The organism is Chitinophaga ginsengisoli (genome assembly GCF_003014595.1).
Classification (GTDB): Bacteria; Bacteroidota; Bacteroidia; order Chitinophagales; family Chitinophagaceae; genus Chitinophaga; species Chitinophaga ginsengisoli.
Genome location: NZ_PYGK01000012.1, coordinates 80,287 through 96,370, shown reverse-complemented (window position 1 = coordinate 96,370; position 16,084 = coordinate 80,287). Strand labels below are relative to the sequence as shown.

Genomic DNA, 16,084 nt, shown 5'->3' with positions numbered 1-16,084 from the left:
AATTCATCTGGCTTCTACTGCAGGTGTTACAGAAAGCGCCTTGTCTAATTCCTGATCAATTCCTTTGCTAAAAGATTCAAATGAAGGCTTGACTTCAAAGTCCGGGATGACACCATGCCCGGGAATACCCTTATGTACAGCCAGGTTAAATTTAAGTATAGGAATGGAGATGCTGAGCTTTGTAACCGGCAATGTCAGCTCCAGCATAGTGCCGCTGGTATTGCCATAATAGCCGCCACCGGTTTCCTGTCCGACAAAGACTGCGTTCGTATGTTCGCGTACGAGACTACAGAATTCTGCTCCACCGGAATAGGTCCAGCCACTCGTAAGGATATACAGGAAGCCTTTGAAAGGATGGGCTCTTGGCGGTGTAGGAGTATAGATCCCTTTCTTGCGGAGTATTTTTCCATGACCAGTCAATTCGTTTTCTTCACGAAGCTCCTTATATAATGCTATCCGGTCGCTATCTGCAGCATAATCTGTATGATTGATGAAACTGAATTCAAACCTGGATAGTTCTACACTATCGTATTTGATATACGGCTGATCTGTGAGCCAGGAAAAGAGATAATCCTCATTCCCTTCAGAGCCACCGCCATTTTCGCGCATATCGATGATCAGGATCTCTGGTTTATCTTTTAACAGGACATTAAAACAGGAGTCTGTAAACTCCTGGAAATTCATATGCTGCTTGCGAAATCTGCTGTTGCTGAAAGTATTAAAGGTCAACCGCGCAGTATTGCCGTCAAGATACTCAAATGATGCGGGTGGCTTATTTGTATCTGTATGATAGGTGCTATCCACTCTCGTTTCAATAGTCTTCAGCGCATCGAATGTTACAGACTTCACTGAAACTGTTTGCTGACTGCCGTTTGAAGGATTCATTACCGTCATGTCAAAGCTTTCCGGCTGCCCAATCACTTTCGCATATTCAATTGCCAATTTTATCCCTTCCAGGAAGGCGATCTTTGAACTTAGAATATCACCGTCTGATCCAAACGTCCGATAGATCTTTTCTTTGATGGCCTGAATAGGCATTCCGTTGATGGCTATGATACGGGCTCCCTTGAAAGACTGCCCCGAGATAGTATCATTTAATATAAAAGTATCATCACCGGAATTGAGTACAGACAGAGGCATAAACTTTCCTTGTTGCCGCAGAAAACCTTTCAGCTCATCAGACAGATTGATGTCGCAGTGATCTTCTTTGGTAGCAGCTACTATCGGGGAGACGATGTTATAGAACTGGAATCCGTTCATACTATCCTGTATCATCGCCCGCTGAGCAGCCACCAGGCTGTCAAACGATTGGGCGGTAGTATAACAGTATATGCCGGTATGTCCCTCTTTCAGACTGCTAACCAGCAGATCAAAGTCACCCTGAAGCGCTTTGGCCGGGTATTTAGCCAGGGATGTAAATGCAGCTGAGGCGAACGCATTCTCCTGCTTTGAAGTTTGTTTACAAGACAAGAAGATGAAGGCAAGGATAAAGTGAAAAGTGTACTTTCTCATTAGGTAAAGCATGGTAACGTTAGGATACGGGATATAAAATAGGCTGATTTTATCAGATTTCAACAAATTAATCTTCCAATTGAGTATATACCAGCGAGAGAATGACAGGAGGGGTAAAGTATACTATGCCGCGCCGCAAAAAAGGAGAGGCGTTCATCCCGAACGCCTCTCCCGGACATGGACATAATAATCAGAAAGGAAGATTATAATCACTTTTAATTATTGCTTCACTACTTTCAACCGGTATTTCCCCTCATCTACTACTACTATATACACACCTCTTGTCCAGTGGTGGGCATCTATTTTTTTACCTTGCTGGAATTGCGGATTAAAATAGATCTCCCGGCCGGAAAAGTCAAAGATCCTGACGGCATGATTACCCGGAGACAAGCCAAGCAGTTGCGTGCTTTCCTGTATGGGATTAGGTGCCAGCAGTAGGCCGTCCTTTGCATCAGAGACAACCGGCGCCTGCGGGGAAGATTTAATACGCGCCGCCGGGAAAGTGAATTTCACGACTTTACTGAAGAAGCGCCTGTTATCGTGTGTCAGCATGTTGAGTCGGTAATAAACGGTACCCGTTTGTGTAGCTGTATCCCGGAAGCTGTAGGAGCGGGTAGTGGTAGAATTGCCGGCTGCGTTGACAGTGCCGATGGCGAGCCATGTCAGCGTATCTCTGCTGCGTTCAATACTAAAGTTCATCGTGTTCTTTTCTGCGCTTGTGGTCCAGTTGAGTTGTGCTTTAGACTGCTGCAAGGTGACTGTAAAAGTAGCGATCCGGAATGGCTGCGTATACATAGTATCAGGCATGCCTTTCACCACAGCGCTGAAGAAATGAAGGTTGGTAGTAGTGACCATGTTCAGCCGGTAATATTGCAGGCGGTAATAGGTGGTGGTATCTGTGAAATTGTAGAAGCGGGAACCGGAATAGTTGCCTGCCGCAGCCAGCGTACCTACCGTGTTCCAGTGCAGCGAGTCGCTGCTGTGTTCTATGATAAACTGTTTGGTGCTCTTTTCGTTGTTACTATACCATAGTATCTGCAGTTTATCTTTATTTGGTTGTACCTGGAGATTGGTAATGTTGAAGTAAGTGTTGGCGCCGTAAGCCGTATCCGGTATGCCGGACTTAATGCTGCTGTAGATATAATGCGTATCTGCTACGATAACGTCCAGCCTGTAGAGCTGTTTCACCTTGCGGAGCACGGTATCCAGATAAGTATATGAGCGAGCGGTACTGTCATTGCCTGTAGCAGTAACTGTAGCCAGGGCACTGAAGTTCACTGAGTCTGTACTTCGTTGCACCAGGAAACGCTTTACATTCTTTTCATAAGCGGTACTCCAGTTCAGCTGTAGTTTATTGGTGCTGTTTGTAACAGTAAAGCTGTTCAGTACGACGGGTACGGTTGGTGGCGGCGGATTACCGTTACAGAGCGCCTGCGGAATGTTTCGGGCAACTGCCCGGGTGTATAATACATAGTGGCCGGAGTCATTGAAGTGAATGCCATCGCCATAACTGTACGCCCACTTGATAGAATCATTAGGTTGGTTCATGCCTGTCCAGAAATCGATGGACTTGTCGCCGAAGTAGGAAAAGGTCCAGTCACGCATTGTCTTGAGATTGGCAACCATCTGTGCTGAATAATCGTTACGTGGTTGCGTGGAGCATACCCAGACTTTCACATTTTGTGCAGTAGCTAAACTGATAACGCGTTGGTAGTTGGCTTGCTGCTCTGCAATGGTATATCCCCGGCCAACGTCGTTGGTAGGCAGATTGATGATAATAGCATCAGGCTGCAAGGATAGCGCTTTCGTGATGTTGTGGGCTGTATCAGGAGATGGGCGGTCTGGTGGTGGAACATAGCCGGTCGGATTAATATCGTAGGTCGTATAACCGCCTACTGCCAGGTTATATACCTGGTAACCCGTGTTGATGCCTTTGAGATATTGCGTATAAAGGTAGACCCAGCTGTGATTGGGCGTGGCGCCCATACCGGCAGCCGTAGAAGAACCCAGGACTACAATACGGTAGGGTGTGCTGCAGGTTTGTGGATAGATAAAATTGCTGTAAATGGTTAGAAATGTGAGTAAAAATAGTGTTCGCATAGCTAAGGAGTTAAACGATGAACAAAAATAATGTCGGTTGGCCATTAATTACTGGTGGGCACGCTCCGTCCTGAAGTAGAGTATTCGTTAAGGAAAAGGCTGTATGCAGGGTATCCGGAAAAGGAAAGACTAGAACTAACGTTTTGGGGTATTCGGAGTAATTAGGTTTGTATTAAAGTTAATGAAAAAAGGTCAGAAATACGATAAATAATTGGTCAGGATAATAAACATATAGGCGGCATTGTTTCTCAATGCTGTGGTGAGTCTTCAGGCTTCATCAGCCCGGTTTTCCTGCGAAGGAAATGCCGTCAGGCTGAGCAAGAAAAAGAGTGCCCGGGAACCGAAACACTCTTACTAAGGGTTATAGAAAACGGTTAAATGGTTACTATGTCGTACACTTCCGGTACAGGCCAGTCATATTGGCTTTAATGACTGACTTCAGATAGTTCATCTCGCCAGGTGTTAACGAAATAAACAGTAAGTGTACGCCGTTAGTTGTAAGAATAACGGTAGTGGGAAGACCAGCGTAGTAGGCGCTTACGATCTTTATAGAACACCCCGCGAAATGCAAAAAAGTAAACGTATAGCATGCATTAAAGTAAGGTTGGTTAGTGGACAGCATTTCCTCCAATAGCTGTTTCAATATGTATTGCAGTTGGCTTCGCCTTCGTTGGTGGATAGAACCTCCGAAGCTCCCGTCAATACATATTTCAACGCGTATCGTAGCTGATTTCGGTTAAATAGGTATAACATGTTAAAAATATAGAAGCACTTGCACAATGACAGTTTGTAATGATGGTTTTTATCGCTTAAAGCACTCCCGTATTCCTTGATAGCATCCAGACAGATTATCTTAATAGAACGTAGCTGGAAAAATTGTGAAGAAGCAAGTTGGTCATTTTGGAGGTCCTCGACAATAACGGGGACTGATTCCAAATGCAAATGTCAAACTGTTTTACAGGAAAACCAAAAAAAGTTTTTGCAATCGATATGGCCAAAGCGGGTTAAGAATAAGCAATACAGTTAATTTGAATACCGGTTTAAGAAATGGCCGGGAAGATTTAAAGAATACGCGACGCGGTTATTGAAGAGATCCGGCTAATTTGATAGCTTTGCAGAAATCGACCAATACCATGAGAGCGGCAGTTATAGACCTTGGCACAAATACATTTCACCTGATCATAGGAGATCTTGCCGACAAAGATCCGAAGATCCTCTATAAGACAACTGTACCCGTATTACTGGGGCAGGGACGCATCAACGAGAACATGATCATTCCCGAGGCTTTTGAAAGAGGCATACGTACACTAAAAGCGTTCAAAAGTATTATAGATGAGCATCAGGTGGAGGTAGTGAGAGCAGTCGCAACGTCTGCCGTCAGAAGTGCTATAAACGGGCAGGAATTTGTTGATGCTGCGCAAGCCATGGGGATCGATATCCAGCTGATCACAGGAGATGAAGAAGCTGCGTTTATTTTTAAGGGAGTAAGCGCATTGGGCATTATTCAACGCACCTCACTGATCATGGATATAGGCGGCGGTAGCACGGAATTTATCATCTGCAATGAAGATGGTCTTATCTGGAAAAAGAGTTACGATATCGGTGCTGCCCGTTTAATGCAGGCATACTTTCATGCTGATCCTATCAGCGATGCTGAGCGTAATACCATTATTGAAGTACTGGATAAAACGTTAGGCGACTTAAAAGCTGCTTGTATGCAATATAAGCCTGAAATGCTTATTGGTTCAGCAGGCGCGTTTGAGTCATTTGCGATACTGCTGAATAATGGAGAAGATATCGGAGATATCGCGTCCATGAGCCTTGATATTAAGGCGTATGAAAAATTAGCGGAACGTCTGCTTACTTCTACGCATGAAGAGCGGACGAAAATGAAAGGGCTGATCTCTTTGCGTGTGGATATGATCGTGATAGCAGCTATACTCACCAATTATATCCTGGATAATATCGGTCTGCATGCATTGAGCTTGTCCATGTATGACCTGAAGATGGGCGTATTACATGCCACCAAAGAGCAGATCACCAGCAAAGCAGGATAGTGCTTTGCTGGTACCGATATTCAATAAGATTCTTTGGCAAATTTCTCTCTTCTGGCTATCTCTGCTTCGCTTGGGTCGCCCGATATAAACGATCCCAGTTTAACATCTCCATTTGGCACGTAGCTGACAATAATTGCGCCGGTGGTAGCTATCACTGTATCCGTCACTTTCCATTGAGCCGCTTGTGTACCATGCTGAAACAGCTTCCTTCCTTCACCCAGTGTAATAGGAAATGTCCAGATATGTAATTCATCTATCAGGTTATTGGCCAGCAGGGTTTGTATCAGCACACTACTACCGTGTACCAATAGATCGGGTCCATCCTGTGTTTTTAGTTTTTTTAATTCACTGACCGTATCGCCGGTGATCTGCGCTGAATTTTCCCAGGAAAGATTGACAGGTGTACTGGCTACTACATACTTCCTGATACGGTTGAATAATGATGCGATCGGATGGTCGCTATTCTGGTAGGGCCAGTACGCAGCAAATATTTCATATGTGCGCCTGCCCAGCAAGAGATCGAATGGTCCGGACATAATCTGTCCCAGCTTTTTATCTGTCAGATCGTCCGTATAAGAAGCCATCCAACCGCCCCATTTGAATCCGCCGGAAGTATCTTCCTCCGGTCCGCCCGGCGCCTGTAATACGCCATCCATCGTCATAAATGTGCAAACAATGATCTTTCTCATAATGTGTTTGTTTGTTGTGATACTACAAAGCTAAAAGATAGTGGTGTTTCCAGCGAGGTGTGATTAAGACAAGAAACAGGCATTTTACGACCGGCGTCATCATTATTATCAGCCCATGCTACCAGCCAACAAAAATGGCTTGTATATATAGTTTCTGATGATTATTTTCCCCGCTTACTAATTTCACAATATGGAAACGGCAACAGTCGAGGCACCGAAAACAGGGACAGCACAATTAAAAACAAAACAGCATTTTGAGCTACTGGATGGTCTGAGAGGTATTGCTGCTATTGTAGTAGTGATATTTCATTTTCTCGAGATAGTATATACCGACTACAGTAAGAACTTTGCAGGGCATGGATTCCTGGCGGTAGACTTCTTCTTTTGCCTGAGCGGTTTTGTGATTGCCTATGCTTATGATGATCGCATCGAAAAGATGGGCATCGGAAAATTCCTGCGTGCAAGGCTTATCCGCTTACATCCCCTGGTGGTCCTGGGATCTGTGCTCGGGCTACTATCGTTCTTCTTTGATCCTTTTGCGGCAGCAGCGCCCGCTTATTCCGCTGGTAAAATCATACTGATATTTCTGATGTCTATACTGGTGATACCTTTTCCTGTAATGGGAGACAGGTTTTTTAACCTGTTTGGCCTAAACGCTCCTGCATGGAGCCTGTTCTGGGAATATGTTGCCAATATTGTGTACGGCTTCATTTTATGGAAACTGGATAAACGTATGCTGTTGGTGATGGCCATAGCGGCCGCGGCATGGCTGGCTTATGTAGGTAGCAGGGCCGGCAATGTAATGGGAGGCTGGGGCAGGGATAGTTTCTTGGATGGTGCGGCACGTATTTCATTTTCTTTCCTGGCGGGGATGCTGGTATACCGTTACAATTTCATTATTAAAAATAAGTTGGGTTTTACAGGACTTACTATCCTGCTGCTGGCGGCATTACTCATGCCCTGGTTCAAGCTGAACTGGCTCGCAGAGGTGCTGGTTGTGGTGTTTTACTTTCCCCTGCTGATAGCACTGGGTGCTGGTTCAACACTGAGTCAGCGGATGGAGGGGATATGTAATTTTTCGGGTAAGATCTCCTATCCGCTGTACATGACCCACTATACTGTCATGTGGGCGTTTTCAAATTATAACCAGCAATATAAACCGGATATCACGACTATTGCCTGGATAGTGACTGGTGGTCTTATTGTGCTGGTGGCTTTTGCCTACGTTGTAATGGTATTGTTTGATACACCGGTAAGGAAGTATTTATCCGCGAAATGGAAATAGTCCACGGTTACCGATGGACTATTTACCTGCTACTATTATTTACTCAGGAATGGATTGATGATCGCCAGCAGCTTCGCTGTTTCCATCATCAGGCTCATATGTGTAGTACCGGGTAAGATGGCTAGTTGCGACTTAGGTAAACCGGCCATATCTCCGGAAACACCGCCACCAGCTGCGCGGTACATTTCCGCTTTATGCTCAAGCGATACGCCGTCGTTGTCGCCCATGATGAGCAGGGTGGGTGATTTGATCGCTTTCACTTTATCTGCGCCAAAGTCAAAGTCCTGTTTACCATACTCCATATATTTGGTGAGGAAGGCTTTCCAGTGTCCCGGATCAGGCGCTACTTTTTCATAAGCAGTTTTCAATGGCGTCTGATCAAAGATCTCTGGTTTGAAAGTCTGGAAAACATCAGTTATCTCTTTCAGCCAGCCATGGTATCTGTATACTGTTGACACGAGTACCAGCTTCTTCACCATAGCAGGGTGTTGTATGGCGAATGCATAAGCAACCGTTCCGCCCAGGCTGTAGCCCAGTATATCGGCACTATCTATCTTCAGGTATTGCAACAGGCCGGCTACATCATCTGCGAGGGCGTTGAAGGTAATGGGACGGTCAATATCGGCCGTGTGGCCATGTCCCTGCATTTCCAGTGCAATTACCTTGTGTGTCTTTGCCAGTTCCGGTATGAGTTGTGACCAGTTAAGATCTATGGTCATATAAGCCCCATGCAGCAGCACCAGCGGCTGTCCTTCTCCATGTATCTCATAATATAGTTTAAGGCCATTAACAGGCGCATAACCAGATGATTTCAAGGTTGCCGGACTTGTTGCCTTTGCCTGCTGTGCGCCGGCTTTCATAACGAATGTGGTAAGGATGAGGATGGCCAGCAAAAGAGCTTTGGCAGGGTGTATTGTTTTCATTTGAATATCTTTTTGATATTGCAAACATAGCCCCGGATATAAAAAGACAAGGTGGGGGAATTAGACTAACAGGGGGGGTATTACGGCAAAAGGCCATCCTGTATAAACGGGACGGCCTTTCGACAGATATGTGTAGGTTTAACGTTGTCTACCGGATCATCTCTATCATTGCAGATAACTCTTCTACTGCTGCATCATCTCCACCACTGAAACCAGTTAATTTAAAACGGGTATTGCCTGCGCCGTCAATGATAAATTTCGCCGGAATACCGCGCACGTTGAACTGACTTACTACACCGGTACTTTTATCATCCAGTAACACCTGGAAGGTATAGTGATTATCCTGGATAAACTTCCTCACGCCTGTTGACGGATCGGGTACTCTTTCCCATGTATCGATGAACAGGAACTTCACATTCGGATCGTTCTTATACTTATTCACCGTTTTCTGCATGGCAGGGAAGGAGCGTTTGCAGGGACCACACCAGGTAGCCCAGAAGTCGAGTACCAGGATCTTTCCTTTCAGGTCTGCCGTAGATACGGTGTTACCATCGAGGTCCTTCAGGGTAAATACAGGGGCTGTTTCGGAGAGGATATCCTTCTTTACCTGCTCCTGTATATGTTTGCGCATGGCAGCTTCCAATTCAGCCGCAAAAGCGGTATAACCGGCATCACTGCCTTTAGCCGCTGCGTAGATAGCCGGGAGTTTAGCTCTTGCCTCACTATCTGCCTGGCCGCTGCTGATCAGTTCTGACAATAGTGCGAGGGCGCTGTCTGGCTTATTATTGGCTGCCAGGAGCAGTGCATAGTTCTTTTTAACATCAGCATTGTTCTTGTTACCACTATTGTAGATCATGGTAGCGTATTGTAATGCTTCTGCATATTTACCCCGTTTATACAAAAGAGAAGAGAGCGCATTCAACGCATGATAATAATCGTTCTTCGCCATGGGGTTTTTGCTGACAGGATAGGACTTCTCCGCATCTGCCACGCCTGCCCTGATCAGCTTTTCTGCCGTAACAGTGTCCTTGTGGCCCAGGAAGCGTGATCCGTCGAGCACTTCTACGATAGCGCGGTATTCCTGCGATTTAATCCTTTTGATCCATAGCTGGTTCTGCTTCGGATTGTTCTCTTCTGCATACGCCCAGGAGATGCCTGAACGGGCATAGTCGTATACTATGTCAGCACTGTCTTTCGGTTCCGGAAATGCCTTGATCCATTTGTTATAGGCTTTCAACTTTTCTGCGGAAGGCAACTGTATGTTGACCTGTTTATTGTAAAAGTCGTTGCGGGCAAAGGCGCCTTTGGGAAAACGGGCAATAGCTACTTCAACCAATGAATCTACTGCATTGGAGTTATTGTTTTTGTAAGCAGCCCTGATGGCTTCCTGGTAATCCTTTTCGGTTGTCATTGCATTTTTCTCCTGCGCCGTAGCAAGTACGGCCGACAGCGATAATGCGCCGGTAAATAGTAGTCTGTAAGTGAGTTGCATAAAACAGTTTAGATGAAAGTGAATAGATTAGTAACCATCATTTTGTCTGAGCGCCTTGTTCTTCGCTATTTCAGTAGCTGGTATAGGCAACAGTGCTGCGGTAGATGCCCAGTTGGATTTGATCGCACCGATCACTTCATTCACCTTACCGGTACGTTTAAGATCAAACCAGCGATGCGCAAATTCTCCAAACAGCTCAAGGCGTCTTTCTTTGGCGATAGCTGCCAGCAGGGCGTATTGTGTAGCGGCAGTGGTGTTGCTCAGTCCTGCGCGGGTACGTACTGCATTCAGATCAGCCGCAGCGGCGTCCAGGTTTTTCAGTTGTGCGTTGGCTTCTGCACGGATCAGGTATTGTTCCGCCAGACGTAATATCACATTGTATTCGTTACCCGCAGTAGCGGTAGCGAGTTTATACTTATTGATACGATAGGTGGTCGTACCGCCTGCTATTACGCTGTCTACCCATGCTGTTCTCCTTTTATCGCCGGTCTCAAAAGCATTGGCAGTAGCCGGGTACAGGTAATAGTTGGGAATACCTGCACTGCTGCTGGTGCGGTAGTTATTACCCAGGAAGGAATAGCCGGTGGTCGTGCCATATTGTAAGATCACTTCATTGCTGACATTGACAAATGCACTGTCGGGTGTTGGCAGGCTGTAAGTACCGGCTCCAATCACTTCCGTGCTATAGGTAATTGCATTCTGCCAGTCTTCCCTGTACAGGTAGGCACGGGCCAGCAGTGCGCTGGCGGCATACTTGTTGACCCTGGTCCTTAAAGTGCCGGTATAAGCGGCAGGAAGCGATGCTTCTGCTGCTTTCAGGTCGCTGATGATCTGTGTCCACACGGAATCAGTACCGGTACGTGGCAGGCTACCTGTTTCCATTACGTTAGCACTCAATACCAGAGGTACTGCTCCGAAGTAATTCACGAGATAGAAATAATTAAATGCACGGAAGAAATAAGCCTCTCCAAGCAACTGTGCCTGTACGGAAGATGTCAATGTAGTACTGGCTTTCAGGCCTTCAATAGCCAGGTTGGCCTGCCTGATCACAGCGTATGGGTATATCCAGAGATAATTGGTCACAGTACTGTTGGTGGTACTGACGGCCGACTGCTGCAACTCATTGATAGCAGGCGTACTACTGGTGTAACTATACTGTATATCATCCGCTTCAACACCACCTGCAAATGTATAGTAGGGCAGGCTACCGGTTGTAGTGTAGTAGGTATACATCGCCAGTACGGCGCCGGTAGCAGTACCGTCTTCCTTAAAAGCATCTCCTGCGGGCAGCTGGTTAGGCGCTTTGTCTATGTCCACAAATTTTTCGCAGGATGAAAACAGCAGGCTATTGCTCAGCAGCAATGCCAGCGTGATATATTTTAAAGTGTTTGTTTTATCGCTCATGTCCGCTTCTTTTAGAATGTTAAATTAAGTCCGACTGCAATGGTGCGTAACTGTGGGAAAGCAATATACTGGCCTGTTCCAAGGTTAGAGCCTGTGCCAGGTAATGTGGTTTCCGGATCAAGCGTATACTTTTGTTTCGCCCATGTGAACAGGTTCTGCGCTCTTGCATATATGGAGGCAGAAGAGATCCTCGCCAGCTTCAGCCAATCTGCAGGCAACGCATAGGTAAGACTTAAGGTCTTGAACTTGATGAAGGAAGCATTGCCCCAGTTGTAATCAGAAGAGGCCAGGTAAGAATAAGCGCTGTTATTCGTTGTAGCTGCTGCCGGGAACGGTGCATTATCACCTGCCTGTTTCCAGCGGTCCAGTATCGCTTTACTCTGATTAGTATACCCGGAACCGTAAGGACTATAAACAGAGGTTAAGGTATTGTTGATATAGCCATAACGATGATTGAACTGGAAGGTGAAATCCAGGCTGAAGCCTTTATAGCTAAGGCTATTGGAGAAGCCGCCATAATAAGGCGTACCGGTTTTCATCGGTATCATATCCGTAGTAAAGGAAATGGTGCCATCTTTATCCTGGTCCTGGATAACAGGTAATCCTGTTGCCGGATCTACTCCCTGGAAATGAAAACGCTTTGTTACGTCTATCGGCGCACCGATCACATAACTGGAAGCATAGGTGGAAGATGCCAGGTCAGGGAATGATTTCAGTTTATTCTTATTCAGTGTGAGGTTGAATGAGCTTGTCCACCGGAAATCACGCGTACTGATATTGATGGTGTTCAGTTCAAATTCCCAGCCCCTGTTCTGTACTACGGCAGGCAGGTTGCCGGTGTAAGAAGTAGTACCCGTCTGACCGGCTGTTGCTACGTACACCAGCAGGTCGGTAGAACGGTTGTTGTAGAAATCTGTTTTCAGCAGTATCCTGTCTTTGAAGAAGCCCAGTTCCAGCGCGAGGTCTGTTTTACGGGTACTTTCCCAGTGCAGGTTAGGATTGGCGATGGTACTTGGTACCAGGGTAGACGTTCCCATGTAAGCATAAAAAGAGCCGCCGCCACTATACAATGCATTGTACTGGTAATTGCTGATCTGGTCATTACCGGTTACACCGTAGCTGGCACGCAGCTTACCAAAGCTCAGCACAGGCAGTGCATGCATAAAATCTTCCTGGGTAAAGATCCAGGCGGCGCCTATTGCGCCGAAGTTACCGAAGCGGTGGGAGGGACCAAAGCGGGAGGAACCATCTCTTCTGAAAGTAGCGTCCAGCAGGTATTTCTCCTGCCAGCTATAATTCACCCTGCCGAATACGGCAGAGTATTTATACAGGGAATAGTTGTTGTATGAGACCGTTACGGTACCTGCGCTACCGATAGAATTTAACAGCGACTCGTTACTGTAATTGCTGCCTGCGAGGGATATACCGGTGGATTTATTCTGTTGGAAAGTAGCACCTGCCACCACCAGCAGCTTACCCTTACTGATCATTTTATTATACTCTGCAAATGGCTCGATGATATAGTTACCATTCTGGTTGTCGGCATAATTCAGTTTGTTATCGGTACTTCTGGTAGAGTTGATGGATCTTGCCGGAGTGGCATTGGTCTGTTGTAGTCTCGTCAGACTGTATCCCAGGTTCGCTTTCAGCGTCAGCTCCTTCGTCAGTTTATAACCCAGGTTCAGGTTAGTGAGGAAATTGGTGGTTGACGCGTTATTCTTTTGTATCAGGAAAGCCATCGGATTACTGCCTATATCCCAGTTCAGTTTACCATCACTGTTATACAGCGGTAAGTTAGGAGGAAGATTGTAGATGCTGGAAATGTCTGCTACAGGCATATTACTGCCCATGTAAGCATAGTTTCCGGAGAAGCCGATGCTGAACTTACCATTCAGGCTGCTATGGGTAGCATTCAATCTTCCGGAGTAATTATTCGCACCAAAGTTGCCGGGGAACACTGCACCTTCCTTACGATAGGTAGAGCTAAACAGGAAGCTGTTCTGTGCATTACCGCCGGAAATGGAAGCCGTCGCATTAGTCGTATGCGCAGTACCGCCCAGTGCCCATTTCTGCCAGTCGGTATAAGCGTTCTGGTCCCATACGGTCAGGTCTTTAGCATTGCTGGCAGTGGGAGTGACGCCGGAATTAGCGAAAGCGTCCCGGCGCATTTGCAGATACTCCTGCGTATTCATCATAGGTATATAGTGATTCACAGTACCCAGGCTGTGATAGACATTGACATTTAGCTGTGTTTTGCGCTGACTGCCCCTTTTAGTGGTGATCAGTACAACGCCGTTGGCGCCTCTTGAACCGTAGATCGCAGTAGCGTCTGCATCTTTCAGTACATCGATACGCTCAATATCTTCCGGATTGATCACGCTGAAAGGGCTGATGTTGCCGTTGGCACCGGAGATACCGTATGCGTTTAGGGCATCGGAAGTAGGCTGGCCGCCATTGAAGAGCGTGAAGGGCACACCATCTACTACGTAGAGGGGCACGAAGCCCGCAGAAGCCGTGTTTAAACCCCGTATCTGTACACGGATGCCACCGCCGGGCAGACCATTGTCCTGGGTGATCTGCATACCTGCGATATGGCCCTGTAAGGCTGTTAATGGGTTGGTAACCGTCTGCCGGGATATTTCCTGTGCAGTAATAGAACTTACCGCCCCTGTATTGCTTCTTTTGGTGGTACTGCCATAACCGATCACCTGTACTTCATTCAGGTTGCTGTAGGTCGGTTTTAGCCTTACTACGAGGGATGTTTTATCGCCTGCAAAAACTTCTTCGGTAGTATAGCCGATATAGCTGAACAGGAGGACATCATTTTCCGCCACTTCGATGGAATAATGCCCGTTCTGATCAGTGGCGGTATGTTTGCTGTTATTTTTTAACCGTATGGTTACCCCGGGAATAGGGTTGCCCTGTTCATCAGTAACAATACCGGATAGTCTCTTATCAGCAGCATACACAGGTGCCAGAACGGGAGCGGACTGTTTTTTCTCCTGCAGGATCACTTTATTGCCTTTTTCAATATAGGTCAGGTCAGTGCCCTGCAGTAACAGGTCCAGGGTCCGTGCTACGGTCCTGGAGGCCTTTTCCAGGGTCACTTTCCTGTCTGTATTGAGCAGGGTAGAGGAATAGAAGATACTGAAGCCGGACTCCTGTTGCAGCTTTTCGATAGATGCTTTCAGATTTTCATTGTGCACTTCAAAGGTGATAATACTACTGGTGATGCTTTGTCCGGAAACAAGACCAGTTGCAAATAAGTTCAGACTCAAAGCGAACAATGCACACACACACAGACTTAAACGCATAAGAAACAATAGTTGGACTCTCTGTTTACGAATGGGACAATACGCCCCCTTTTGCAAAAGCAGGACTTTTGGCATAACTTTACAGACGTTTAAAAATGATAAAAGTTTTTACTCGGAACTCCTCACTGCTTACCAGGGCCTGGGGAGTTTTTTTTGCAGTCTACTGCAATGTTTTTGGTTGATTGTTCATCTCTTGCTGGCGTTCATGTACCTGATTTAAGTTGATAAATGTTGTGTTAGAAACAGCCACTGCCATCCAGTTCTACCTGACGGTCCTGCATGGTATAGGTGGTACCCATTGTCTGCGATAAGATATCCAGCACTTCCCGCAGCGTTTCTGTTCCGCTGAATCGTCCCGTGATCGGGCATTTTTCGAGGGCTGGATTTTTAAACGAAATGGTCACGTCATATCTCCTGCTTAGACGCTCTGCCAGTTGTGCATAGGGCATGTCCTGGAATTGCATGTCGGCCTTCGTCCAGGCAATAGTACCTTCCGCCAGTGGCTGTTCTTGTTTTCTAAGGTTGGTTGTAATATCGTACACTGCTTCCTGCCTGGAATGCAGCACAGCAGTATGATTTTGTGCGTCGCTTACTTTTACGCTGCCGCTGATCACCGATACGGTAACGCTATCAGAGGAATACGCCTTGATGTTGAAGGTTGTTCCCATTACCGTGGTTTGCACCTTGCCGGCATGGATCACAAAGGGCTGTGCTGCCCGATGCCGGATATCAAAATACGCTTCTCCCTCCAGCGTCAGTTCTCTCGTTTTGTGGGTATCATGATACACAATGTGGCTGCCAGGACGCAGGATCACTGTACTGCTGTCCGGCAATACCACGAATTTGTTCTCTTCCGTTTGTGCAGAGGTGGTGATATTCAGGTCAGCTACCGGCCGATTGATATGCCTGGCGTCAGTGGACGTAAGCCACCAGGCCGTGATGGCTACTGCCACTATACAGGCGGCGGCCAACCCGGCATAAAGACGCATCCGGCGTACAGGCGGTTGCGCCGTTTGGCCGATATGCCGGTTCAGGTGCTGCAGGATCTCCTTACCCGCCTGCTCTTCCGCTTCGGCAGATAGGTATTTCCATTCAGCTTCCTCATTGTGTTGCCGGTACCAGTTGTTCAGCTCTTCCTGCTCGGCAGGAGTCGCCGTTTGATCAATATATTTCTGAATAAGTGTATGTAACCTGTTTTTGTCCATATGCCGGATAGTGCTGAATGGTGGCGACCTGGTATAAGCAGATCTTTTCAACCGCTATAATAGTAAGTACCATAACATAGGGTGTACCCCTTAGCCGGCATAA

General features: G+C 46.6%; 10 protein-coding genes. 2 read left to right on the top strand and 8 right to left on the bottom strand.

The annotated features are described in order from the left end of the window. Positions 1-3 precede the first annotated feature (3 nt). Both CLV42_RS24070 and CLV42_RS24065 read right to left on the bottom strand, forming a co-directional pair. Entirely contained in the window at positions 4-1,512 is a 1,509-nt protein-coding gene (locus tag CLV42_RS24070) for a S41 family peptidase (protein ID WP_170117630.1), read from the bottom strand. 219 nt (positions 1,513-1,731) lie between these two features. Beyond that, a complete protein-coding gene (locus CLV42_RS24065) occupies positions 1,732-3,612 on the bottom strand; it encodes a GDSL-type esterase/lipase family protein (protein ID WP_170117629.1) in 1,881 nt (626 codons plus the stop codon). Between the two features lie 1,112 nt (positions 3,613-4,724). Between CLV42_RS24065 and CLV42_RS24055 the strand changes: the two genes are divergently transcribed. Continuing rightward, positions 4,725-5,669, top strand: a complete 945-nt coding sequence (locus tag CLV42_RS24055; protein ID WP_245901724.1) for a Ppx/GppA phosphatase family protein — start codon at positions 4,725-4,727, stop codon at positions 5,667-5,669. Between the two features lie 20 nt (positions 5,670-5,689). Here the strand turns inward: CLV42_RS24055 and CLV42_RS24050 are convergent, their stop codons facing one another. Then, positions 5,690-6,358, bottom strand: a complete 669-nt coding sequence (locus CLV42_RS24050; protein ID WP_106604479.1) for a dihydrofolate reductase family protein — start codon at positions 6,356-6,358, stop codon at positions 5,690-5,692. A gap of 190 nt (positions 6,359-6,548) precedes the next feature. Between CLV42_RS24050 and CLV42_RS24045 the strand changes: the two genes are divergently transcribed. Continuing rightward, entirely contained in the window at positions 6,549-7,643 is a 1,095-nt protein-coding gene (locus CLV42_RS24045; RefSeq protein ID WP_106604478.1) for an acyltransferase family protein, read from the top strand. Between the two features lie 35 nt (positions 7,644-7,678). Here CLV42_RS24045 and CLV42_RS24040 read toward each other — a convergent pair whose 3' ends face one another. The 5 genes from CLV42_RS24040 to CLV42_RS24020 all read right to left on the bottom strand — a co-directional run bounded on the left by CLV42_RS24040 (position 7,679) and on the right by CLV42_RS24020 (position 16,032). After that, the gene (locus tag CLV42_RS24040; protein WP_211303525.1) at positions 7,679-8,566 is read right to left on the bottom strand and encodes an alpha/beta fold hydrolase; all 888 of its coding nucleotides are present in this window, start codon (positions 8,564-8,566) and stop codon (positions 7,679-7,681) included. A 148-nt stretch (positions 8,567-8,714) separates the two neighbouring features. Beyond that, entirely contained in the window at positions 8,715-10,058 is a 1,344-nt protein-coding gene (locus CLV42_RS24035; protein ID WP_106604477.1) for a redoxin domain-containing protein, read from the bottom strand. A 27-nt stretch (positions 10,059-10,085) separates the two neighbouring features. Continuing rightward, the gene (locus tag CLV42_RS24030) at positions 10,086-11,462 is read right to left on the bottom strand and encodes a RagB/SusD family nutrient uptake outer membrane protein (protein WP_106604476.1); all 1,377 of its coding nucleotides are present in this window, start codon (positions 11,460-11,462) and stop codon (positions 10,086-10,088) included. Positions 11,463-11,473: 11 nt separating this feature from the next. Further along, on the bottom strand, positions 11,474-14,776 hold the full coding sequence (locus CLV42_RS24025; protein WP_170117628.1) for a TonB-dependent receptor: 3,303 nt from the start codon (positions 14,774-14,776) through the stop codon (positions 11,474-11,476). 236 nt (positions 14,777-15,012) lie between these two features. After that, positions 15,013-16,032 carry a FecR family protein gene (locus CLV42_RS24020; protein ID WP_146154468.1) on the bottom strand — a complete coding sequence of 340 codons (1,020 nt, stop codon included), beginning with the start codon at positions 16,030-16,032 and terminating at the stop codon, positions 15,013-15,015. Between the last annotated feature and the right edge of the window lie 52 nt (positions 16,033-16,084).